Origin of the sequence: Helicobacter muridarum, assembly GCF_000765805.2 — a bacterium.
In the GTDB taxonomy this organism is placed as follows: domain Bacteria; phylum Campylobacterota; class Campylobacteria; order Campylobacterales; family Helicobacteraceae; genus Helicobacter_A; species Helicobacter_A muridarum.
The window spans coordinates 36821-60460 of record NZ_JRPD02000006.1; the positions used below are offsets into that span (position 1 = coordinate 36821).

21 protein-coding genes are annotated in these 23640 nt (G+C 31.9%); 14 read left to right on the plus strand and 7 right to left on the minus strand.

Going from position 1 to position 23640, the window contains the following annotated elements:
* Positions 1–48 precede the first annotated feature (48 nt).
* From LS73_RS04100 to LS73_RS04115, 4 genes are all read left to right on the plus strand, one after another.
* Complete coding sequence (locus tag LS73_RS04100) at positions 49–813, plus strand: hypothetical protein (protein WP_052089569.1); 765 nt, start codon at positions 49–51, stop codon at positions 811–813.
* A 140-nt stretch (positions 814–953) separates the two neighbouring features.
* Positions 954–1253, plus strand: a complete 300-nt coding sequence (locus tag LS73_RS04105; RefSeq protein ID WP_034557728.1) for a HypC/HybG/HupF family hydrogenase formation chaperone — start codon at positions 954–956, stop codon at positions 1251–1253.
* A gap of 82 nt (positions 1254–1335) precedes the next feature.
* Entirely contained in the window at positions 1336–1524 is a 189-nt protein-coding gene (locus tag LS73_RS04110; protein ID WP_034557725.1) for a hypothetical protein, read from the plus strand.
* On the plus strand, positions 1524–2468 hold the full coding sequence (locus LS73_RS04115; RefSeq protein ID WP_052089568.1) for a hypothetical protein: 945 nt from the start codon (positions 1524–1526) through the stop codon (positions 2466–2468). Before LS73_RS04110 ends, LS73_RS04115 begins: the two co-directional genes overlap by 1 nt.
* Positions 2469–2608: 140 nt before the next feature.
* Here LS73_RS04115 and LS73_RS04120 read toward each other — a convergent pair whose 3' ends face one another.
* A complete protein-coding gene (locus tag LS73_RS04120) occupies positions 2609–3910 on the minus strand; it encodes a hemolysin family protein (RefSeq protein ID WP_081955544.1) in 1302 nt (433 codons plus the stop codon).
* 283 nt (positions 3911–4193) lie between these two features.
* On the opposite strand from LS73_RS04120, the gene ychF reads away from it, so the two are divergent.
* Together ychF and LS73_RS04130 are read left to right on the plus strand one after the other, a co-directional pair.
* Positions 4194–5294, plus strand: a complete 1101-nt coding sequence (gene ychF, locus LS73_RS04125) for a redox-regulated ATPase YchF (RefSeq protein WP_034557722.1) — start codon at positions 4194–4196, stop codon at positions 5292–5294.
* Between the two features lie 51 nt (positions 5295–5345).
* Positions 5346–6470, plus strand: coding sequence for a hypothetical protein (locus tag LS73_RS04130; protein WP_034557720.1), 1125 nt, complete (start codon positions 5346–5348; stop codon positions 6468–6470).
* An 804-nt stretch (positions 6471–7274) separates the two neighbouring features.
* On the opposite strand, the gene LS73_RS04135 is transcribed toward LS73_RS04130, so the two are convergent.
* Both LS73_RS04135 and LS73_RS04140 read right to left on the minus strand, forming a co-directional pair.
* The gene (locus tag LS73_RS04135) at positions 7275–8333 is read right to left on the minus strand and encodes a Mur ligase family protein (RefSeq protein ID WP_233708837.1); all 1059 of its coding nucleotides are present in this window, start codon (positions 8331–8333) and stop codon (positions 7275–7277) included.
* Between the two features lie 466 nt (positions 8334–8799).
* Positions 8800–9087 (minus strand): acylphosphatase, encoded by a 288-nt coding sequence (locus tag LS73_RS04140; RefSeq protein ID WP_034557716.1) that lies wholly within the window; start codon positions 9085–9087, stop codon positions 8800–8802.
* Between the two features lie 206 nt (positions 9088–9293).
* Here LS73_RS04140 and LS73_RS04145 point away from each other — a divergent pair, with 206 nt between their 5' ends.
* From LS73_RS04145 to LS73_RS04160, 4 genes are all read left to right on the plus strand, one after another.
* Entirely contained in the window at positions 9294–10025 is a 732-nt protein-coding gene (locus LS73_RS04145; RefSeq protein WP_034557713.1) for a (Fe-S)-binding protein, read from the plus strand.
* A gap of 66 nt (positions 10026–10091) precedes the next feature.
* Positions 10092–11555, plus strand: coding sequence for a LutB/LldF family L-lactate oxidation iron-sulfur protein (locus LS73_RS04150; RefSeq protein ID WP_034557712.1), 1464 nt, complete (start codon positions 10092–10094; stop codon positions 11553–11555).
* On the plus strand, positions 11548–12204 hold the full coding sequence (locus LS73_RS04155) for a LutC/YkgG family protein (protein WP_034557709.1): 657 nt from the start codon (positions 11548–11550) through the stop codon (positions 12202–12204). Before LS73_RS04150 ends, LS73_RS04155 begins: the two co-directional genes overlap by 8 nt.
* 576 nt (positions 12205–12780) lie before the next feature.
* Entirely contained in the window at positions 12781–13926 is a 1146-nt protein-coding gene (locus LS73_RS04160) for a hypothetical protein (protein ID WP_138069986.1), read from the plus strand.
* A 176-nt stretch (positions 13927–14102) separates the two neighbouring features.
* On the opposite strand, the gene LS73_RS04165 is transcribed toward LS73_RS04160, so the two are convergent.
* The 3 genes from LS73_RS04165 to LS73_RS04175 are packed head-to-tail and all read right to left on the minus strand — an operon-like array spanning position 14103 to position 16778.
* Positions 14103–14402 (minus strand): hypothetical protein, encoded by a 300-nt coding sequence (locus LS73_RS04165; protein ID WP_034557704.1) that lies wholly within the window; start codon positions 14400–14402, stop codon positions 14103–14105.
* 56 nt (positions 14403–14458) lie between these two features.
* Positions 14459–15154, minus strand: coding sequence for a response regulator transcription factor (locus LS73_RS04170; RefSeq protein WP_034557701.1), 696 nt, complete (start codon positions 15152–15154; stop codon positions 14459–14461).
* Entirely contained in the window at positions 15132–16778 is a 1647-nt protein-coding gene (locus LS73_RS04175) for a sensor histidine kinase (RefSeq protein WP_052089567.1), read from the minus strand. Before LS73_RS04175 ends, LS73_RS04170 begins: the two co-directional genes overlap by 23 nt.
* A 116-nt stretch (positions 16779–16894) precedes the next feature.
* Between LS73_RS04175 and LS73_RS04180 the strand changes: the two genes are divergently transcribed.
* A complete protein-coding gene (locus LS73_RS04180) occupies positions 16895–18640 on the plus strand; it encodes a M3 family oligoendopeptidase (RefSeq protein ID WP_034558120.1) in 1746 nt (581 codons plus the stop codon).
* 248 nt (positions 18641–18888) lie between these two features.
* Here LS73_RS04180 and LS73_RS04185 read toward each other — a convergent pair whose 3' ends face one another.
* Positions 18889–19386 carry a peptidylprolyl isomerase gene (locus tag LS73_RS04185; protein WP_034557698.1) on the minus strand — a complete coding sequence of 166 codons (498 nt, stop codon included), beginning with the start codon at positions 19384–19386 and terminating at the stop codon, positions 18889–18891.
* Positions 19387–19545: 159 nt separating this feature from the next.
* Between LS73_RS04185 and LS73_RS04190 the strand changes: the two genes are divergently transcribed.
* The 3 genes from LS73_RS04190 (at position 19546) to LS73_RS04200 (ending at position 23585) form a co-directional block, all read left to right on the plus strand.
* On the plus strand, positions 19546–20526 hold the full coding sequence (locus LS73_RS04190) for a hypothetical protein (RefSeq protein WP_052089566.1): 981 nt from the start codon (positions 19546–19548) through the stop codon (positions 20524–20526).
* Between the two features lie 172 nt (positions 20527–20698).
* Positions 20699–22285, plus strand: a complete 1587-nt coding sequence (locus tag LS73_RS04195) for a TolC family protein (protein ID WP_104692173.1) — start codon at positions 20699–20701, stop codon at positions 22283–22285.
* Positions 22286–22319: 34 nt separating this feature from the next.
* Positions 22320–23585 carry an efflux RND transporter periplasmic adaptor subunit gene (locus LS73_RS04200; RefSeq protein WP_034557697.1) on the plus strand — a complete coding sequence of 422 codons (1266 nt, stop codon included), beginning with the start codon at positions 22320–22322 and terminating at the stop codon, positions 23583–23585.
* The last annotated feature ends 55 nt before the right edge of the window (positions 23586–23640 follow it).

The window sequence follows — 23640 nt, forward strand, 5'->3', positions numbered from 1 at the left end:
TGCTTTCTATATTTGTTTCGTTGCTTTCATTTATGAGGAGTTTATAGTATGAATGGTGATAAGGCATATTTAGCCCTAATCAGCACGCAAAGCCCTGTTTTGCTTGGTATATATTATGAAAATATTATTAGAGATTTTAATAAGAGATTAGATAGTTGTGATGCTTCGTATAATGCAAGTCGTCTTTGTGGCTTGGATTCTAAAACAAATAATCTTAAAGAAAAGAGGCTTTTTGCTTGGTTTAAGATTTCTGGGCTAGTAAGTGATATTTTACCCTTTATCTTTGGCAATATATTGATATGTAATAAGGCTTCCTTGCATTCTATGAATTCTAGATTTAGAGATTATGATTGTAGACTTTGGCTTAGTGAATCTATGATTTGTTCTAACTCCAAGTTTTATCCTATTCGCGATTATGCATCTTCTAATGAGATTATAGATTCTAGTGCTCTTCATGACTTTTATATTAGTGATATAGAAGGAATTATAGCCTTATTGCAGAGTATTAATTCTATTGGTAGCATTTACTATGCAAGGGGCACGGGTAGCCTTAGTGCTATTAAGTTTACACATATATTTTTACAGACATTAATCATTGCAAGAGGTATTCCACTTCGTGCAACCAATATATTCTACTTTAATACTCATGATGAAATAAAGGCTTTTGGAAATCAGTCTTTTTTTTATAAAGATTCTCAAATAAGACTAGGCAAATCATGTAATCCAAAGACAAACTTGACTTTTCCTACCGTATTGCATGACTTAGATTTTTGTGAAGCCTGCGAGCCTCTCTATGTAAATGATCCATTATAAAATTCTAGTGCTTGTATAAAATTTGTCATGTTTATACAAGCTATAATCTTTATTGGTTTAAATTAATATAGAGACATGAAATTTTATAGCTATTATTTTTAAGTTATGTTAAGATTCTTATTTTTTATTAAAGGATTGATATGTGTCTTGCTATTCCTTCAAAAATTGTTAGTATTAACACAGAAAACAATACAGCAATCGTTGATACGCTTGGCGTTCAAAGAGAATCAAGTTTAGATTTAGTGCAGGATAATGTTTGTGTGGGCGATTTTGTGCTATTACATGTAGGATATATTATGGCAAAGATTGATGAAGAGGATGCTAAGGAGAGCTTAAGATTGTATGCAGAGATTGTAGAAACCATGAAGCAAGAAGAGATGCAAGATGAGCTAGTTTTTTCAACCAATGATTTATCAAAACATACAATAGAAGAGTCATAATTAAGTAAGCTATTATGTAAGATAACAAGATAACTAATAAGTTTAATAAACTTAATAACTTAAATATCAAGGCATAAACCAAATGATAGAGAATCTAAAATCACATTATCATGAAATTCTTTTTAGTTTAGATTGCGGTAATGATGTATTAGATGAGATTGTTTGCCAAATTATTGTAGATAAGATTTTAGATAATGGTGAGGCTGTTGAATTTTTATCAAGCGATATGGTTGATGTATGCAATTTTGATGATGAAGTAATCCTAGATTAATGTTAGATAAGATATTAATTCGCTTTTTATATTGTTTTTTTGCCGCATTTGTTTGGGCTAATGGGGTCAATATTTCATATTTCACAAAACCTAAGGTAGATACAAACGACAATAAACGAGGTTGGGAACTCGATTTGAATCGAGTTTCACTTAATTTCTCACAATCTTCACTCAAAAATCAAGCATTGTATAGCAATTTTTCAGATAGCAATTTAAAAGGCAATTCACAGTTATCATTGCAAGTTTTCTTAACATTTAATGCAAGTTATTATGCTAGGCGATTTGTTATGTTCAATTCACTCGTTGGTGAATATGGATTCACAGAGGTTAAGCAAAATAATAATACAGCTGTTCGTAATAAAAACCTAGATAAATTTTTAATGTCTACTGACTATACACAAAGGGTATGGGATTTTGATTGGGGGTTTGAATCGTTTGAGGTTGGTCCTTATGTAAAGTTTGCTTATCAGAGCGAATTTGTAGCTACGCAGGGTATAGGTAGGAGGCAAATCTTTATATACACATTGGGGGCTAAGCTTTTTGATGGTTCTTATATCAAGAGTTTTTATGTCAATATGTTTGGCGAGCATGATGCAAATCCAAACATAGCCTTGAATAGCTTAGGCGTTGAGATGGGCATTGAGTTAGAATATAAATTTAATAAAAATGTGCGTTGGCTATACCTAACTAGCTTTAAGCAATATTTATTTAATGGAGAAAACTCTCTAATTAAGCCGCGATACCAGTTCCTACTTGAAACAAGGATTGATGCTAAACTTTTTAAACGTTTTAGTATATCTCCGCTACTTAGATATTACATGTTAAAAGCAGATAATATTGAAGTGCCAGCTTCTAATTTTATACTTGGAGTTTCATTTAATTTTGGAGTATTGCTGCTAGCTCCAAACCAAGTATCTAAAGGTGTATATGATTTCTCAAATTAGATAATTTTAGAAATTTTGAATTGATTGTTATTCTTAAGAAATATCAGTCGAGCATTATTTTTGATTTATCTGCTAATTTAAGAATCTAAAAGCATTTATTATTTGTATAGGTTAGGCATATATAGGTTAATGACAAGAGATTACAGCAATGTGATTTTTAATTTCTTGATTCTGTGTTCTTCCACACTTAGAACTTCATATTGACACAAGGAATCGCTAATCTTGTCACCCACATTTGGCATATCACCAAATAGATTCAACACATAGCCACCAATTGTAACTTGCATGAAATATTCTTCATATTCAAATTTGAATAGCTCCTCTATTTTTTCTAACTCTATTTTGCCATCTACTTCATAAGATTTGTCATCTATCTTTTTTAGCTCATCAGCTGGAGTTGGACCTACTATTATATTGCCCATGATTTCGTGCATAATATCTTCTGCTGTGATCATACCTGCTGTCCCACCATATTCATCTATTACTAGGGCTGTGTCTACTTTCTTCTTATTCATTTTTAGCATTATTTGCGATATTGACGCGCTTTCTGGGACTACTAGCATCTTTTTTACAAGACTATCAAAAGGTGCTGATTGATTGTTATTCTTAATGCTAACCGATATAATGTCGCGAATATGAATAATTCCTAGTATCTTGTCCTTGCTTCCTTCGCAATATGGGTAACGAGTGTGATATGGTGGAGAGGTGATGATGTCAATGTTTTTTTGATAGTCAAATGTTTTATCAAGGCAAATCATATTCTTCCTAGGAGTCATGATCTCCCTTGCAAGCGTGTCAGAGAAATCCACTGCATTTTTTATAATCTCTCCCTCTATAGAATCTAAATATCCACCTTTAAGACTCTCACCAACAATAATCTTTAATTCTTCATCACTGTGCGCCTCATGATGAGCCTCTACCTTTAGTAATTTCAAAAACATAGCTGAAGCAAAATCAAAGAACTTTATTACAGGATAGAAAATTGCCCAAAACATATACAAGGGACGTGCTATAGCAAGGCAAGCTTGCTCACTTCTAGCAATTGCAATGGATTTTGGAACAATTTCTCCCAATATTACATGCAATAGTGTTACTAAACTAAATGATATTAGTAAGCTCATAGCATTTATAATATCTTGATTATTGCTAAAAACTCCAGCTAAGCTATGTAGTATTAATGCTGTTATATGATTACCAACCCAACCCAATGCCAAGGAGCTAAGCGTTATTCCTAGTTGTGTGGCGGAGAGATAGCTATCAAGCGAGTGCGACATTTTTAAGGCTAGCTTTGCGGTTTGATTGTTTTGCTTTACTAACTCTTCTAATTTTGATCGTCTAATCTTGACTAAAGCAAACTCTGAAAGGACAAAAAAAGCGTTGAGGAGGATTAAAATAAAAGCTAGAATAACCATTCCCAGCGATTGATAAGGATCCGTATCCAAAGGTATCTCCTTAGAATGTTAGGCACTAGATTAATAGAATCTATGAGTGATTTTTGATTGTATCATAATTTGTTTGCAAAATCTATTAAAATAATCAATATGTGCTATAGTAGCTTTTAGTATAATTTAACATATATTTATATATTAAATTGATTATTTTATACTCAAAAAGTAATAAATAACACAATATTTGTTGCAATAAATAATGTATTATTAAATGGTATATACTTTATGTTAAAATATAATTCTTCTTTCATTGTCTATTAATTTTTTAAGGATTTGTATGGGATTATCAATAGGTATTGTAGGTTTGCCAAATGTAGGCAAATCTACAACTTTTAATGCACTCACAAAGGCGCAAAATGCGGAGGCAGCCAATTACCCTTTTTGCACGATTGAGCCAAATAAGGCGGTGGTGTCTGTGCCAGATACGCGTTTAAATGAATTAGCAAAAATTGTGAATCCTCAAAAGATTCAGCATTCTGTCGTGGAGTTTGTAGATATTGCCGGGCTTGTGCGGGGTGCGAGTAAGGGCGAGGGGTTAGGTAATCAGTTTTTAGCAAATATTAAAGAATGCAATATGATTTTGCATATTGTGCGCTGCTTTGAGGATTCTAATATTACGCATATTGAGGGTAGAATCGACCCTATTAGTGATATTGAGATTATCGAGCTTGAGCTGCTTTTTGCCGATATTTCCACGCTCAATAAACGCATTGAAAAACTCCAAAAAGAGAGTAAAGCCCAAAAAGGCACAAATGCTCAATTAAGCCTAGCACTTGAACTTTTGACACATTTAGAATCAAATAATCCTGTGAGGAGCTTTGCTAAACGTGATAGCGAAGAGTTTATCACACTCAATAAGGATTTAAGATTTTTAACTAATAAAGAAGTGATTTATGGAGCAAATGTTGATGAGGCTGGTTTAGAATCTGATAATGAATTTGTGCAAAAAGTGCGTGAGTATGCAAAGGTAAATGGTGGTATAGCTATAAAGCTTTGTGCGAAAATCGAGGAAGAAATGGTGGATATGAGCGATGATGAGCGCGCAGAGTTTTTGGCAAGTCTTGGAGCAAAGCAGAGTGGATTAACGCAAATTATTAGAGAGGGATTTAATAGACTAGGACTTATAAGCTATTTTACCGCAGGAGTCAAAGAAGTGCGCGCTTGGACAATAAAAAAAGGCGATAGCGCACCAAAGGCTGCAGGTGTGATTCACAAAGACTTTGAAAAAGGCTTTATTCGCGCAGAGTGCATTAGCTATGCGGATTTTATTAAATATGGTGGTGAAGCAAAGGCAAAAGAAGCTGGAGCTATGCGTATTGAAGGCAAAGAATATATCGTGCAAGATGGCGATGTGATGCACTTTAGATTCAATGTGTGAATCTTGTTTGCAAGATTCAAAAACCTTACACAAATTTTACAAGGAGAGGCAATGAGATATATTTTAGGCTTAGTTTTATCTATGGTGGTGTATGCAGCTGAAATTACTCCCCCGCAGTTTAAAGAAACGTTTATGGAAAATGCTTTTTTACGAACAAGCAATGCAGGTTTAGGTAGCGCACTTACCTGTGAGATAGGTGCATATAAAAAAGTCAAGGCAAATTATAATGCAAAGGCTGAATCTAAAGCTCTTTCTTTAATTGCGGATTCTATTATGAAAACACGCACAATGTATATAAGAGAAGCGGAGAAAATACCTCATATCAAAGAGCTTGCGACATTGGCAAAAGATTCTACACTTGCTAGAATGTATCTTATGCAGTTGGCAAAAGTGGATTATCATAACCCCTGTTTGACCTGTCTAAGAGTTGTAGAGGAACAAATAGGCTTTCTTTTAAGCTCTATGCCTTCAAAAATAAATGATAGAGAAGTGCGGGGTGTTATAGATTTTACACATTTGCAACCAAGCAAGGCATTTTTGGAGCGACTCGTGAGCTTAGATTCTTATGCATTAAGTGGTGAAAAATTGCTTTGTGAGGGATTAAATAAGCAAGATTCTCTCTTGCTTGTGAGTGCTTATGCGCATTTTGCACTCTCTGGGCTAAATACTCGCGCTGCAAATGCGCTCATACAAGCTGTTATGTTAGGCAATAAGGACGCTGCGGTAATGCTTGTTTTCTTGTTTGATAATGGAATCTATTTCCCACAAAATAGGATAGGCGCACAAATGCTTGAAAATGCCATCAAAGCAGGGGATTATCAAAACACTATAAAGAGTAATCCTATGATTACAGGAAGCCTTGCAGTGTTTGAGGGCAATGCTTTAAGTAATGTTTTTGAGAATATCGCTCATTGGCGTTATGTCGCGCTAGGCATTATTTTACCAGTAACTGATAATAGATACGCAAAACTTGATGATAGTGATAAAGAACATATAAGGCTCATTTGGTCTCATCTCATAAGTGCAGGTATGAAGGCAAGAGAGAGTATTTATGAAATGGGTGATTCTAAGCAGCAGCAAGCGTATAAGGATATTTTAGCATTCAAAATGCGTTTAAAAGAGATAAAGGTTTATCCATTTGTGAAAACTTATTTTCATAATAAATCAATGGATTAATCAATATAATGAGTTTTAATAGACTAAGCTTTAAGTAAAGCTTTTCACTATAAAAAACAAGTATATAATCCATTCAAGACTTAAATATCAAAAGCAAAATTGAAAAGAGTGTGTATAAGGTTTTTAACTTTAAAGAATCTTAAATCACATAAGAAAGTAAAAATATTTTAAATATTAAAAAAGAAATTAAGATAATAATAAAAGCTAGATAGATGAATAGCAGAGCATATAATAAATGCTAGTTTTTTTACTTTACTCATAACAGCAAAGCTAAGGATATATTAAACTAGTCTAAAGTATATAGGAAGTAGTCAAAAACTACTCTAAGCTATCTATTTTAAAGAGCTTTGCAGAATTATAAAATTCTACAATGTTATAACTATTCTTTATAGTAACTCTTTATAAAGCATATGATATATTAGTTGATTATGAAGTAAAGACTTAAACTATCAAGTAAAGCAGAGCAATGACAAGTTTGATAATGGTAAAATACATAAATGGAATCAAGAATTCTTTGATTTATGCAAAGCATAATACTTTAATAAATCTAAAGACATAAAGCAAGAAAATTTCACTAAGTTTTATCTAAAGTTTTACTCTGCATTTAAAGGAATGTGAATTTAAGCAAAATACAAAAATTCAAGGCAAAATTTATACAAAATTTTATAAGATTAGTTAGAAATTAGATTAAGGTGAATTGAGCCTTTAATAATTAAGCATTCTTGATTAACTCCTTAGGCTTTATATTATTTGATTCTATTGTGATTATATCTACAATTTTAGCCTTAATCCATTTAGGTAATACTAAATATAATTTGGAGCATCATTTGCAAATAACACTAAGTCTCCATTCTTGCCTGTTTGTGCTAGCGTATCTTCTAATACAGATTTATCTTCTATGAAAATTTTTTCTGCCCTAGAAATATGAGAATTAAATAATCTAGCATTTAGAGAACTTGTAATGATTGCTAAGTCAAATACATCATCTATTTTTTCACAAAGCTTAATATTGCTTTCCTCATCATACTCAACTAATCCGGGTGTAACGATTATTTTGCGTCCTTCATGCAATGAAGCTAGTCTAATTGCTTCAGTCATACCCTCAAGATTCCCATTAAAGCTATCATCAAGAATGATTTTGTGCGGGGTAATCATTTTGAAAAGTCTATGCGGGATTGGTTCTAGATTCTTTACGTATTCTTGAATTTTGCCTAATGGAATTCCAAGCTCTAAAGCTAATAATATTGCTACTGCTATGTTATCAATATTGAATCTTCCAAGTAATGTAGTGCTAAAATAGCACCAATTAGAATCTATTAACATCTCAAAGCTAATACCACTAAGATTTGCTTCTTCATTTCTAATTTGAAATGGATATAAGATTAGATTCTTAGATTGCGATATATTAGAATTGTATTTAGCTATGTCAATTTGATCTGGAAGCTTATTATCTTTTTGCAAAAATAACTTTTTCAATCTTGGAGAGCATAGAATCTCAAATTTAGTTTGAATGGTATTTTGTATATTTTTAAAGTATTCAATATGCGCATTTCCTATCTTTCCAATGACTGCGTAATGTTGATTTAATAAATTGGAAATTTCAGCTATATCGCCTTTATTCCTAGCTCCAGCCTCTGCTATATATACTTGCGTATCGCTAGGTAGGGAAGCATTTATATCAATTGCCAATCCTTTATTTGTGTTCACGCTTCTTGGTGTAGCATAGGCTTTGAAATCATATTTAATTATTTGATATATAATATTTTTAATGCTAGTTTTGCCATAGCTACCCGTGATAGCTATTACGATTAAATCTGACATATCCAATATTTTCTTTTTTGCCAGTCTAATATAGATTCTCAATGCTATCCATTCATAACATATAGAGCAAATTATGCCTGCTATTATTGGGGTAAATATCCAAGCGTGCCATAAGAAATAATTAGAATTCAAGTTAAAAGATAAAATAATTTCATAACACACAAGTAGAATTAACACAAATGCAAATAGCCTTTTTATTCTTTTGGTCCAAACTAACTTTTTATCCATTTGGTGATACCACAGGAATGACAATGGCAGCATGATGAAAAGGAAATATAGATAGAAGATTAGTCCATTGTAAAGTGGGTAAAAAATAATGAATAATATTATTGGCACAGCAAAATAGTATATATGCCATTCAAATTTGTGATGTTTTGTAATAACACGGAAAAAATTATAGTTATACCATTGTAGGTTGATAGCTAGATAATATGTAAGGATAAAAACAAATAAAAAATGAGAAAGAATATCAATCCAATGGTAAAAATATAGCATAGTTATTTAAATATTATGAAATGACTTGAAAATCTTTAGAATCTTTGTGCTCAAAATTGGATTCTTTAACAATCTCTACTTCAAATGTGTTTGTTTGCATTCTACCATTGCCCGCCCATAATAATTCTAAGAATTCCCCTAAATGACTATAATCTGGTAAGCCAATATAAATTTCCACATTGCCATTCTCAAGATTTTGCACTGTTCCTATATAGTGTCTTTTGTCCGCTTGAAGTTTTGTAAAATTTCTATAACCAACACCCTGTACCTTACCTTTTGCTGTAATTTTATAATGTTTCATTAGTTATGCCCTCTATTTATTTTTTTTAACCTATGTATAAATAAGAAAATTTTAGCCAAAAAAATTTGTTAGTTCGCTTTATTATAATAAAGTAATGTAACTTTATTATACATAATTTTATTTTAACTTATCAATTAGTATCTCACTATACCATAACCATAGATTTTTGATAAAATCTATATAATTAGCTTAATTTAAGGAAGTTTATGTCGAAGGTATATTTTTTTGCAACTTGTTTAGGCGGTGCAGCTTATGCAGATACTTGTTTACATGCTATTAAGCTTTTGCAAAGAGAGGGTGTTGAGGTTGTTTTTAAGAAAGATCAAACATGCTGCGGTCAACCTAGTTACAATAGTGGCTACTACGAGGAGACCAAGAAAGTAGCATTGCACAATCTTAGGTTATTTAGAGATGAGTATCCAGTTATAGTGCCTAGTGGATCTTGCGCTGGTATGATGAGAGTTGATTATGCTGAGCTGTTTAAAGGAAGCGAATATCAAGATGATTTTCTATCCCTTAGTAAACGCGTTTATGAGTTAAGTGAATATCTAGATAAAGTGCTAAATGTGCGTTACCATGACATTGGTAGCCCAATTAGAATCACTTGGCATTCAAATTGTCATGCTTTGCGAGTAACTAAATGTATTCCAAGTGCAAAGAATCTATTAAGAAGATTACAGAATGTAGAGCTTATAGAGTTGGATAAAGAGGAGGATTGCTGTGGTTTTGGAGGAACATTTAGTATAAAGGAACCAGATATAAGTCGAGCAATGGTTATTGAAAAAATAAAGGATATTGAGACAAAAAATGTTAAGTGCTTGGTGTCAGCAGATGCGGGTTGTTTGCTAAATATAAGCGGTGCTATGGCAAAGATCGGTTGCAATATACCATCTAAACATCTCTATGATTTTTTGGCAGAGCGCGTAGGTATTGCATAAATTAATAATACATAATTTTAGCTTTGAATTTATACATATTTTGTTAAAACTAACAAAGGAGCATTCATGAGTGCAAATCTCTATCATTCTGATAAAGAATATCAAGATTCAATTGTAACACATTTAGGCGATTCGCAATTAAGAGTGAATCTTAAAACTTCTATGGACACATTAAAGAGCAATAGGCATAAGCTTATTAATACCAGATATCGCAATTGGGAAGGTTTGCGTGATGTTGGGAAACAAATTAAGCAAAAAGCATTAAAAAATCTTCCTGAACTATTGGAGCGATTTGAATCTAAGGCTAAAGAGCGCGGAATTAATGTGCATTGGGCAAAGGATTCTAAAGAAGCAAATGAAATTATTTTCAATTTAGCCAAACAAAAAGGCATTACAACAATCCTTAAGGGTAAGTCTATGGCTAGCGAGGAAATCCATCTAAATGCTTATTTTAAGGAAAAAGGTATAAAGGCTATTGAAACAGATTTAGGAGAGCTTATTATTCAATTAATTAATGAACCACCAGTTCATATTGTAGTGCCAGCTATTCATAAGAATAGAAATCAAATTGGTGAGATTTTTGCAAAGAATCTAAAGGTAAAATTTACTAATGTCCCAGAAGAATTAAATGGCATTGCTAGGAGTTATTTGCGCAAAGAGTTTAAAAATTTTAAGATGGGGTTAACAGGCGTTAATTTTGCTATTGCAAATGAAGGAGCAATTTGGTTACTAGAAAATGAGGGCAATGGCAGGATGAGTTCTACTGCCTGTGATATTCATGTTGCTATTTGTGGGATAGAAAAAATAGTAGAAAGCTTTGAAGATGCTTGTATATTAGATACTTTGCTAGTCCCATCTGCCACAGGCGCGCCAATTACATGCTATAACAATATTATATCTGGTCCAAGAAAGCCAAATGAGTTAGATGGACCAAAGGAAGTTCATGTTATCTTACTTGATAATAATCGTTCCAATATGCTTTCACAACCGCATTTCCATGAGGCTTTAAGCTGTATTCGCTGTGGGACATGCCTTAATCACTGTCCTGTGTATGATAAGATTGGCGGGCATTCATATCTTGTTACATATCCAGGGCCAATTGGCGAGGTTATTTCGCCACAAATATTTGGACTTGATAATTGTGGATATATGACAAATCTTTGTAGCCTTTGTGGTAGATGCTCTGAAAAATGTCCAGTTAAGATTCCATTAGCCGAACTCATTAGAGATTTGCGTAGCGAGAAAGTAGGGCAGGGCAGAGGTAAGGTAATTGGATATATGAATACTAGGCGCGATAGCAAAGAGCAAAAGATGATGACAGAATTTAGTAAAGTTGCTACAAGTGGTATTAAATGGCGCATTGGATTTAAGCTTTTACATATTGCTTCACCATTCATTAAATTTTTTGCCCAGATGCAAATAGCAAAAAGAAGTATATTTGGCAAATGGTTGCTGAATCATGATTTGCCAGAACTTAATGGGAATTTGCATGCAAAAGTTAAACGACTAAAAGGAGTGATTTATGAGTAAAGAAGAAATACTACAATCCTTGCGTAATGCAAGAAGCCATAATCCAATAGCGCAAGTTAGCCCTAGACATTTTGATTCCATGATATATGATAGGAATGATTTAGTCAATGTTTATTTACAGTATCAAAAGGCAAATATGGCACAAATCTCTATTACCAACAAGCAAAATCTATCTAAAACTATTAATGAAATTTTAGAGGCTCAAGATATAAAAGAGATTTTATGTGCAAAAAATGTGCTTGATATTGAAACTAAATCTGGTAGCCTTGTAGATTCCTTGCAATCTAATGCTGTAATATATAAAGATAGCATAGATAATAATAGGGATAAGCTATTTGAAATAAAGGCTAGTATTTTACATGCTGAAGTTGGTGTAGCAAATCTTGGCATACTTGGGCTTGCTACAGGCGAAAATAATCCTCGTTTAGCTTCGCTAATTGTTACAACTTGTATAATCTTATTGAAGAAACAAGATATAGTAGCAAATCTATTTGATGCTTTTGCTAGATTGAGAATAGCTGGCGATAATTATGAATTGCCAACTAATATTGTTTTTTTAGCGGGGCCTAGTAGGACAGCTGACATTGAGCTACAAACGGTATTTGGTGTTCATGGACCACAGAATATATTTGTTATCTTATATGAGTGATTCTAATCTTTGTTTTTGTAAAGTATTGTTTAAATCAAAGTGAGTGAAGAATTTGAACTTCATATAAAGAATCTTATACATTCCTTTGCATTGTCCTATATATGATTCTAAAAAATGTTAGAAAAACATGATTAAGGGGATATAAACAATTTTAATAGAATCTTTAAATTTAGAAATTAAGAACTATATTTTATGCTATTAATGGGTAATGCTTATGAACATTATTGGGTTATTTGATATAAAGTCTAAGAGATGTTTTGCTATTCACATTATGTATAAGTGTGTTTGTCGTGGCTTAGGCTAAAGAATCTCTTCTTATTCTTGTCCATGTCTATACATAGCCTAAAGCTAGATGAGGAATCTCTGTTGATGAGTTTTACCTACGGGAATTTAGTAGCTCAAATCTCTCGCATCAGACTAAAGTCTCAACATGACAAGGTGAGTAAGGCGTAACATGATAGTTTTATTAGTAATTTGAATTTTTTGCTTTCATTATAGTTTATAATAGCTAGCATGAATAGAGATAATATATATTTTGCATTGGCTTTGTTATGTTTTCTATGGCTGATGTTTGGAATGTTAGTATTTAGTGTCCCACCCACCCAAATTCATAATAAAGAAAATACTCAAAGTAGCAATCAATCTATAATCTTAAAAACGGAAATATTACAGAATATTAAAACCTTATATAAGGAGCAAGCATTAAGCAATAGCTCTACTATAGTTCCGCTATCTTGCATGCTATCTAGCAAAGATATATCTAGGATTGATGTCTCATATAATAAACGTGATATTCTTGCATATGCAATAGCCATTTCAGAAGCTAATGCTTTAATGCTAGAATCTAGATACTCTATGGATTCTAATCACAAAAAAGAGATACCAAAATCATCTCAAAGTATTTTAATTGAAAGTGCTAGGAGTCTTAATGCGCCCTCTATCTTGCTTACATTGCAATTATATTTCTCTAGACAATGTCCTAGATGCGATGTTATAAGGGATATAAGTAGGGCTAATTTCTATTACAAAAGGGGAGTTTCATTTACAGATGTTTTAGAATCTGAAGGGCTATTTGGTACACACCTTTTATTTGATTCTTATGTATTCAAGGGAGAAGCATTTTTATGTAGGGCATTAAAAACAAGAGAACCACTAGATTTTGTTTTTGCATATGCAAATCTATTTCTAGCTGGACTTCATACTAGAGCTATTAATGCTATTTTAGAGGGATTAAGTCATAGCTATAACGTTTCTTATGAAAGTAGAGTATTGCTTGATACATTTTTATTTCTGTCTTCAATTAACTATATTTTACAAGACAACCATCTATTAACTCCAAAACTTAAGGACATAATTCTTAGATATAGCAATAACTCAGGAAATATTAGTTTGCTTAAATCTATACAATCAATTCCTAATTTTAAAAGCATTGTTGTGCTTGAATATGATGTTGGCTCAAACTTCATTTTAGCAGGTTCTCTAGCAAGAGATATGGAATCAAAAAAACTCATCTCACCTCTTAGTAAGCTTAGTTCATATGATACCATAGATGAATTTTTGTCATATAAAGAAAAATATATAAGGCAAATATCTAATTCTATATTTGAGATGTTGCCAAAGGCTAGTCTAAGCCAACTTAGAGCTTATATAAATATTCTAATGATGAAAGAGAAACTAAAAAGATTAAATCAATATCCGCATGCAAAGAGATATATTTATTAAATTATTAAGTAATAAATATGCATAGCTTAATAAAGTTAATGCTATGTTAGGGTTTGACGTTTTTGATAATATAAGTATCAATCCTTTGCAATGTAAATTTTGTAATATAATTACAACAGATGTGTATATTCAATATACTAAATGTAAAATTTATAGTTTGCTACAATATAAGATATTTAGTGATCACTAGTTTGACAATCACTATCTTTTAGACTATGTTTAGAATCTTTATATCTTATAGCATTAAGAGCGTTAGTATTTTCATGTGTGCCACATGATGCATCAGTAATTACTAATGTATTTCCACGTATTTTTACTTCTTTGTGCTTATTGGTAGAATTATCTTCATTTATGTTGTGCTTTACTGTATTTTTTGCTGGTGCTAGACTTTGGTTAATATTATTTTGGGCATTAAGCATAGATATTAGAGCAAAAGCAAATATAGCACAAATGGCATTGAGTCTAAATATTGACATACAATCTCCTTGAATTTTTAGCGATTATATAATTAAGTATACAATCAATGCGTAATCTATGCATTATTTTTTAATTGTTTTGATTCTGCATTTGCCTTGATTAGATTGGTGTTGATGTGATATGTTTTGTTGCGAACTTTAACTAAAAGTTTAAGATCTATCAGTTGCTGAATTGTTTTAGCGACTGTTGTTCGTGTAGTTCCGCACGAATCTGCAATTTCATCGTGCGAGCCATAAAATATACTTTGAGAATTACAATGCTCCAATATATATTTGATGACTTCAATCTTCTTGCCACCTATAAATACATCTAAAAATTCAAGCAATATATTCTTAGAGAGAATCTCTTTTAATTGGATTCTAGGAAGCATTGCGCTATGAATAACTTCTAACAAATTATCTATATTGATAGGTTTTAATACATAACCATCACATCTAAGTTTGATGCTATCAAGGAGATATTCTGTATCCGTGAATGCGGTAGCAAATATAATTGGGACACTATCAATATTTGTTTGCTTTTCCTTGATGATTCTAGCTAGCTCAATTCCATTGATCTTTGGCATTAAAATGTCCGCGATTAATAAATCAATCTTATTTGAGCTAAATAATTTTAATGCTTCTTTGCCATTCTTTGCGGTTATAATATTTCCTATATAGTCCTCCAAAACCATAGACAATGCTTGCTGGGCATATTCGTCATCTTCTGCATATAGTATAGTTAGATTTTTAAGGTAATCTAGCTTGTGCATATATTCTCCTATCTTTGTTTAGCTTTATGGTGATTGTAAATAGTGCTCCGTTGTATCGTTTTTGCCTATATGTAAAACTATGATTGCTAGCTATTATATCTGCGTTTAAGTGATTATTAAGCAGCTCTCTTGCCATATATAAACCAATACCTGTTCCTAAGCTTTTGTGCTTGGTTGTGAAATATGGCTCAAATATCTTATCTAGTATTTCTTCTGTAATTCCTCCACAATTATCATAATAAGACATGCAAATATAGCCTTTGTTTTCTAGATCATCTCTTGTAACCATAATGAAGCATTCTGCGTATTTAATGTTTCTTTCAATAAATGCATCTTTTGAGTTGCCAAATAGGACTAGCAAGACTTGTATTAAAACTTGCTTGTTGCCATATAAAATAATATCATTTGGGCATTCCACGTTTATATGGATATTTAGCGATTGAAATATTGGCTTGCTTATTGCAATGGAATCTTGTATTGTATCCTTTAGGTTAAAGTTATGTATGGTGCTATCCATGCGGAAGAAACTTCTAAAACTATCTATTGTTTTGCTCATATTTTCAGCTATATTTAGAGCTAACTTGGTTTGACTATCAATCATTGTTTGATTTAGCTTACCTTTGTCAAATTTGCTTTTAATAGCTTGTATAATTAATATTATAGAATTTAGAGGTTGACGCCACTGATGTGCAATATTTTGTATCATTTCTCCCATTGAAACTAGCTTTGATTGGGCATACATGATTCTATCTTTTTCCCTTATTATTTCTACTTGGGCTTTGACTTCTTGCTGTAGTTTGGCATTTAGGTTTTGTAACTCTTCTGTAGCATTGTCAAATAGTCTCTTTAGGTATGTATTTAATCTTTGCATGAAGTTTAAAATCACAAAAGTAAGACCTATTACAATTATAAAAATAAGCATAGCTATCATGCAGAGAATATTAATTGTAGCTGCAAAAAAACTATTTGTTATATTTTTCTCAATAATTCTAATGGAAGTTTCTATATTCATAATATTTGTGGTTAGTTGACTTATTTGCTTTTTATCGCGCAGTGAATCTAACTTTTGATCTTTGCCGTTGACTTGAAAGCCTACTATATTATTTAGCTCTTCAATCAATGCCACCTTTTGGGATTCTAATAGTTTTATCTCTTTAAAACTAATTTTAAAAAAAATTGACTTGTATAGTTCGCGTATAAAGTTAAATCCTCCTTGATTACGTCTTATATTATTATCAACATATAGATTTTTGTAAAGATTCCATAAATACGCGCTTTTGTTATGATTTTCTATATGTTGATATTGTAAGAAGTCCATGGCTTCAAATATATATTGATTTTGAAACTCATTTAATAAATTTATTTCATTTAAAACACTTGGAAAATTATTATCAAAATCAGATTTAAGTCCTTTGAGTGCTATATATCCTACAATAAAGATTAAAAATAGTCCAATAGAGAATACCAATGCTAGGAATTTGGTATGAAAACTTAGGCGTAAGTTTTCATCTGTTATGTCATTGTTTGTTAGGTTTAGTAGCATGTGTGCCTCGTTTTGCAATGGAATATTTACTAATGTTATATTAATCGCAATATACTTTTTGCCAAGAAACATAGACTGCATTCGTAAATTGCTTATTCTATGATTTATTTTACCATTATATATTAGGAGAGAATATGTCCAATTCCCAATCCTTAGTTGTTACAGATACGAAAACTCATAAAAAACAAGATATAGAAATAAAAGAGCTTAATTTCAATTTAGATTCTCTATTTAAGAGTGAAGAAGATTTAGATTCGTTTTATGCTAGTTTAGATTCCAAATTTAGCACGTTTGAATCAAGCTATAAGGGTAAGTTATCCTCTTTAAATGCTAGTGAATTTCAAAAATCTATAGAAATATATGAAAATTTGTGTGAAGATATAGGTTCAATTATGACTTATGTATTTTTGCGCTTTGCTACTAATAGCGCGAAATATGGGGCTAAATATGCTGATTATGAAATGAAATGCAATGATTTGTATTCAAAGATTATATTTTTTGAGCTTGAGCTTGCTAATTTAGATTCTAACAAGATGAAAGACTTTAGTGAAAATGCCAAGAAATACCAATTCTTCTTGTCCAATCTAATGGAAAATAAGAAGTATAAACTAAGTTTGCCCGAAGAACAAATCATTTTGAGCTTATCTCCTGTTGGAGTTGATGCATTTTCAAGATTATTTGATGAGAGCTTTGCAAATATGCGCTTTAAATCAACTAGTGATAATAGTGAGATAAGCGAGGAGCAAATTTTAGCCCTATTGCATGTAAGCGACAGAAAGACTCGCAAAAAGGCACAAAAGAATTTTACCAAAGGATTAGAGAAGCATTCCCACTTGTTAACTTATATATTAAATATGGTTAGAAAAAATGTTGCTATAAATAAAAAGCTACGTGGCTATGAAAAACCAGAATCTTTTAGACATGTATCTAATCAAATCTCTCAAGAAAGTGTTGATAGTATGATTGAATGTGTTAATGCTAATATGGATTTGGTTCATGGTTATTACAATGTTAAATCGCAGATATTAGATATTAGGCTTAAAGATTATGATCGCTATGCTCCACTTGGATTTTCACAAAAAGAGTCTAATGTAGGCTTTCAAGAAGCTTTATTGCTCACGTTGCAATCATTTCAGCAATTTAGTCCTATATTTCACGAAATAGCAAGTCGCGCTATAAATGAAGGCTGGATAGATTCTCACCCTAAGCCTGCAAAGCGAGGCGGTGCATTTAGCCATGGTAGCACGCCTAGTTCGCATCCTTATGTGTTGCTTAATTTTACTGGAAATAGGCGCGATATATTCACCATAGCGCATGAATTGGGTCATGCTATTCATCAAGAGCTAAGCAAAAGTCAAGGGGCGCTAAATCATGATACTCCACTTACTACAGCAGAGACTGCATCTGTATTTGCAGAGATGCTTCTTTTTTCGTCTATGAAAAATCAATTAAGTAAAAAAGAGCTCCTAGATATGTATGCAGGTAAGATTGAGGATATTTTCTCCACTTTGTTTAGACAGATTGTAATGACGAATTTTGAGCGCGCAATCCATGATATAGATGGTGAATTAAGTAAAGATGACTTTAATAGAATATGGCTTCAAGAGAATGAACGAATGTTTGGCAATAGTATTAAACTTACTAAGAACTATTCGCTTTGGTGGAGCTATATTCCACATTTTATCCACTCACCATTTTATTGCTATGCTTATTCGTATGGGCAACTGCTAGTTTTGGCTCTATTTGGCTTGTATAAAAATAGCAATGATAAGGAGAATTTTATTCAAACATATATTTCATTCTTAAGTGCTGGAGGAAGCAAGAGTCCTAGGGATTTAATTCTTGATTTTGGTTTTGATGTGAATGAAAAGCAATTTTGGGACATAGGTATGAATGAAGTTTATAGTTTGCTTCGGGAGTTTGAGGATTTGCTTAATAGCTAATATTAAATGCAATTCTTTCGTCAATTATTTTGGCTTTGTATCTAAGCCTTGATTCTAGCCTATACTATTTGATTTTAAATTGAATTTCTTTGGTCAAACACCTGCTAATACTAATATTTAGTTTAAATTTAACTTATCTCTAAATTCTTCATGGCATAAAATCAATCTAAAATTAGATGGCTTTATCATAAAATCTTTGTGCTTAGTTTAATATAGTTTAAAATATTTTCTTTTGCTTGATTTTTAGGTTATTCTAATTCTTTCACAACCTTAATGTCTATTATTGAATCTCCCTCTGTTATTGAATCAAGCACAGCATAAGCCTTTCTATCTCTAATAGAGATTCTACCAAATGCGGTATGCTCTCCATCTAGATGGGGCTGTGGTGCAAAGCAAATAAAGAATTGACTACCACCTGTATCTCTACCCGCGTGTGCCATAGAAATTGTTCCTCTATTGTGCTTTGTAGGATTGTTTTGCAATTCGCATTTGATTCTATATCCGGGACCGCCTGTCCCATTTCCAATTGGGCAACCACCTTGTGCCATAAACCCGGGAATAACTCGATGGAAAGTTTTATCTTTATAAAAATTTTCATTTGCTAAGCTTGCGAAATTTGCGACAGTTTGTGGGGCATGCTGTGGAAAAAGCTCAACATTTATAATCCCCTTTGATGTTGTAATTATGGCATATTTGTAATTGTCTAACTCTTCTTGAGAGATATTAAATTCTTTTATTGCTTCCATAAAAATATCCTTATAAATTAAGTCTAGGTGTGGAAATTCTAGCAATTTTAATCTGATTTTTCAAGTTAGCGAAGTTGTTTAAGTGTGAAATGTTACATTTTTTGCTTATAAACAAATGAGAATAGAATCTTTTAACTAAATAATCTTTAAGGATTTATGATGTTTCGACTACTCCCTTTGTTCATATATATGCTAGGACTAATAGTTAGCATAATCTTTATTCAAGCCGATACATTATATATTGATTGCAATGATTTATATGGTGAATGCAATCCAAATGCTATACATAATGATGAAAGTTCTAAGAATAATAAAGAAAAAAATATAAATCAAAAAAGAGAATCTTTAATCAAGAATACAAATGAGACAAAAAGACCAACAAGCAATACAGCATCTAGCCATAGTAAAAATCATGATTCTTCTCACCAATCCAATAAGCAGCCCAATACTAATATAACTAACTTTATTCCAAGTGGTTCAATGCCGCCTCTTGGTGGTAAGAAGAAGGGTTTTTTATATTCTGTAGTGTTTATTAGCGCGCTTTTTGACAATGGTGTGCAAAAGCAGGGTTATGGAATATTGCTTAAAGATGGCTATGTGCTTGGCACAGCTGATTTACTGAATGAGAGCAACTCTTATTTAAAAAGCATAGTTGCAAAAATTCAAGATGATTCTTCACAATCATTAATGTGCTTTGCTATGCTAAGGCTTAGGGCTACTGACGATAAGCTTGCCTTGCTTCGTGCTGAAAATTACACAGATATTTATTGCAATACTAGACCTGAAAGCTTTTATCATCAAAGAGTTAATTTGCACTATTGGACTCCAATTCAAAAGGGAATGCTAAAAAAGACATTGCTATCACGTTCGGATAAAGTTCTATTCCCATTTGTTACTGAAAACAATACTCTAAATTATACAAGCTCAAGTATTGGATCTATACAAAAACGCAATCCAGGCTATGGAATTCCCTTGTTTAGTACTAATGGAGATTTTGTCGGATTCTTACATTCTACTGGGGATTCTAAGAATCCTAATGCAGTAATTTCAAGTGATGAGGTGCATCAATTTATATGTAGCATTGCTAAACGTAAACTTTTACCTATTACTGACTTGATACGTCCATGTCTAAAGTTATGATAAATTTGATATTTATATTATGATTATTTTTACTAATAATATATTATAATCCATTATTTATTTAGTCTTAATACTAATTTTTATTAGAGTTTAAGGATATGATAATGTTATTATTTTTTGTCAAGCAAAACTTATTTCTATATTTAATTAACTTATTTTGGTGATTAATATCATGTTTGGCGATATAAGATATAAACTTTCTTATATGCTTAATTTATGCTACATATATTGTGTTTGCTTATATATTCATCATGTTGCTTTTTTAGCCATTTTGTGTTTGGCTTGGACTGCATGCGTTAAGCTGCCTACAAATGAAGAGTTAGCCTTAAAAACTAATGTCCGAAATGAGTTTCATAATAAAGAGATATTAAAGCATATTGGGGATTCTAACCTTGATATGAGAAATTTGGACTATATACAAACATTTTTTGCATTATTTCCGGATCCAATATTAGAGAAAATTATATTGCAATCATTGGAATCTAACACAAATCTCTTGATTCTTGAATCTAAAATAAGGCAGGCTAGAGCCACAGCAAAGGTTAATACTTGGAATCTATTTCCAAAAGCTAATGCTAATCTTAATTATAATTATAGTGATAGTAATTATCAAAGGATACAAACTAATGTTACGCAAAATACTACCAATGTTGCCCTATCGTTTAATTGGGAGGTAGATATATTTGGTAAATTAAATGCACTGCGCTTAGCAAATAAGGAGCAGGTTTTACAATCTATACAAAATTTATATCAAGCACAAGTTGTTTTAATAGGTGATGTGGCGAATTATTATTTTTTGATTAGACAGATTGCTCAATCAATACTCATCAATGAAAAGATTACCAATAATTTAGAGCAAATTTATCTATTAACAAATCAAAAATACCACTTAGGATTAATAGGTATAGATAGCGTGGCAACTACAAAGAGTAATTACTTATCACAAAAGAATGTAACATTGAACTTAAATTATGTGTTAGAGCAAAACAAAAATGCATTACTTTTGTTATTAAATAAAAATGAATTAGGGTTTGATATAGGCAATATTGATTATATATTTAATGAAGGAAAAATTCCTAGCATAAATAGTCTTTCTAGCTCCATTGTTTTTAATCGCCCAGATGTGAAATCTAGTGTATTTGCTTTGAATTCTTCCTTATATCAAAGACATAATAAAAAAATGGCACTTTTTCCTAATATTAATATCAATGGGAGTTTAGGTCAGATTCTATTTTCTCCACGCAATAGTTTAGGTGATATGGTATGGCAGATTGCAAGCTCTCTTGCTATGCCATTATTAAATAGGCAGTCTATAACACAAGATTATATTATGTCTAAAGAGGACACTAAACAGGCTTTTTATACATTACAAAATACAATTAATACAGCGGTATCAGAGATTGAAAATGCTACAAAGAATATGGAGATCACAAATACTGCTTTAGCCATATCGCAAGAAGACTTCGCAAATAATAAAAATACATTTGAGATTATGGAATCAAGATATAAGCAAAACCTAATAGATGATATTTCAAGACTTGAGTATGCTAATACGTACTTGAGAGCTAAGAATAGTTTGCTTAGCGCGTATTTAGCTCAAAATCAAGCTGTGATTGCTTTTTATAAGGCATTTGGTGGGAATCTAGTTCCAAGCCAATCTATATATCATATCGATATGCAGAGAGATAGAATCTTAGAAGACTATAGGATATATGAGAGCAAAAAGAGTAAAAAGGAAGATATAGCCAATGATTTATAACATTTTCACATTTGATCATGATTAAGGATTTTTTATGCCAACTAGTGAAGATATATATAAAACTATAACTCCAACAAAAAAGAAATATATATTATTTGTATGGCTTGCTATTCTAGCCTTCTTGATTTTATTGGTTATGCTTTTTGTATTACGAGACGGTAATGAAGTCATTTATACAACGGTAAACCCCATTAAAAAGGATATTACACAAACAGTTTCTGCTACTGGAACTCTTTCTCCTACAAATGAGGTTGAGATAGGTAGCCAAATTTCAGGCACTATATATAAGCTATATGTTGATGTAAATGATGTGGTAAAAAAGGATCAAATCCTAGCTGAAATTAATCCAAACAAATTAAATCAAACTAAAGATGGATATGAAGCGCAACTCACATCAGCTCTAGCAAATCTAGAAGCTTCTAAAGTATCTCTCTCTCAAAAGGAATGGAATTATAGGCAACAACAAAAACTATATGAAGCTACAAACGGGCGTTCACCCTCATTGTTAGAATTACAAACTGCAAAGATGGAATACCTCTCTGCTAAGGCAGATATAAAGGTTAAGCGAGCAGCTATTAATCAGATTCAAACAAATTTGCGCACATCAAATATTGACTTGCAAAATTCAATCATAAGAAGCCCAATTGATGGTATTGTATTAGAGAGAAGTGTTAGCTTAGGTCAGACTGTTGCGGCTAATTTTCAGTCTCCAACATTATTTAAACTAGCTGAAAACCTTGGTGAGATGAATCTTGTTGTAAATATTTCTGAATCAGATATTGGCAGAGTAAGGACTGGACAGGAAGCAATATTTAACGTTGACGCATATCCAAATCAAGAGTTTAGGGCAAGTGTTGATAGGGTGAATTTTGCAGCCACAACCACAGATAATATAACTAGCTATGAAACTACAATTCATGTGAATAATGATAATCTTCTTCTTAAGCCCGGTATGAATGCAACTGCGCAAATTAAAGTAGCAAGCTCTAGCGGTGCAATGATAGTGCCACTTAGTGCGTTATTCTATGACCCAGAGCAAAGCAAATCAAAAGTAACACAGAAAAAAGCCTCATCAAATCCTTTAACACAAGCAGGGGGACCATCAAGACCGCGTAGTGAAAGAGCTGTAAATACTAATACAAAAACACAGCCCAAAGGGCAAGTTTGGATATTAGAGGAGGGTAATGTTATACGAATGGTTGAAGTAGGTATTGGCATTTCTGATTCTAAAATGGTAGAAATCATATCAAGCGAGATAGATACTAATACAAAAATAGTTACAGAGTCTAAATATAAATAGTTTAAGCTATCTTGGCTATATGAAGTGATTTGCTTAATACGCGCTTTATAATATT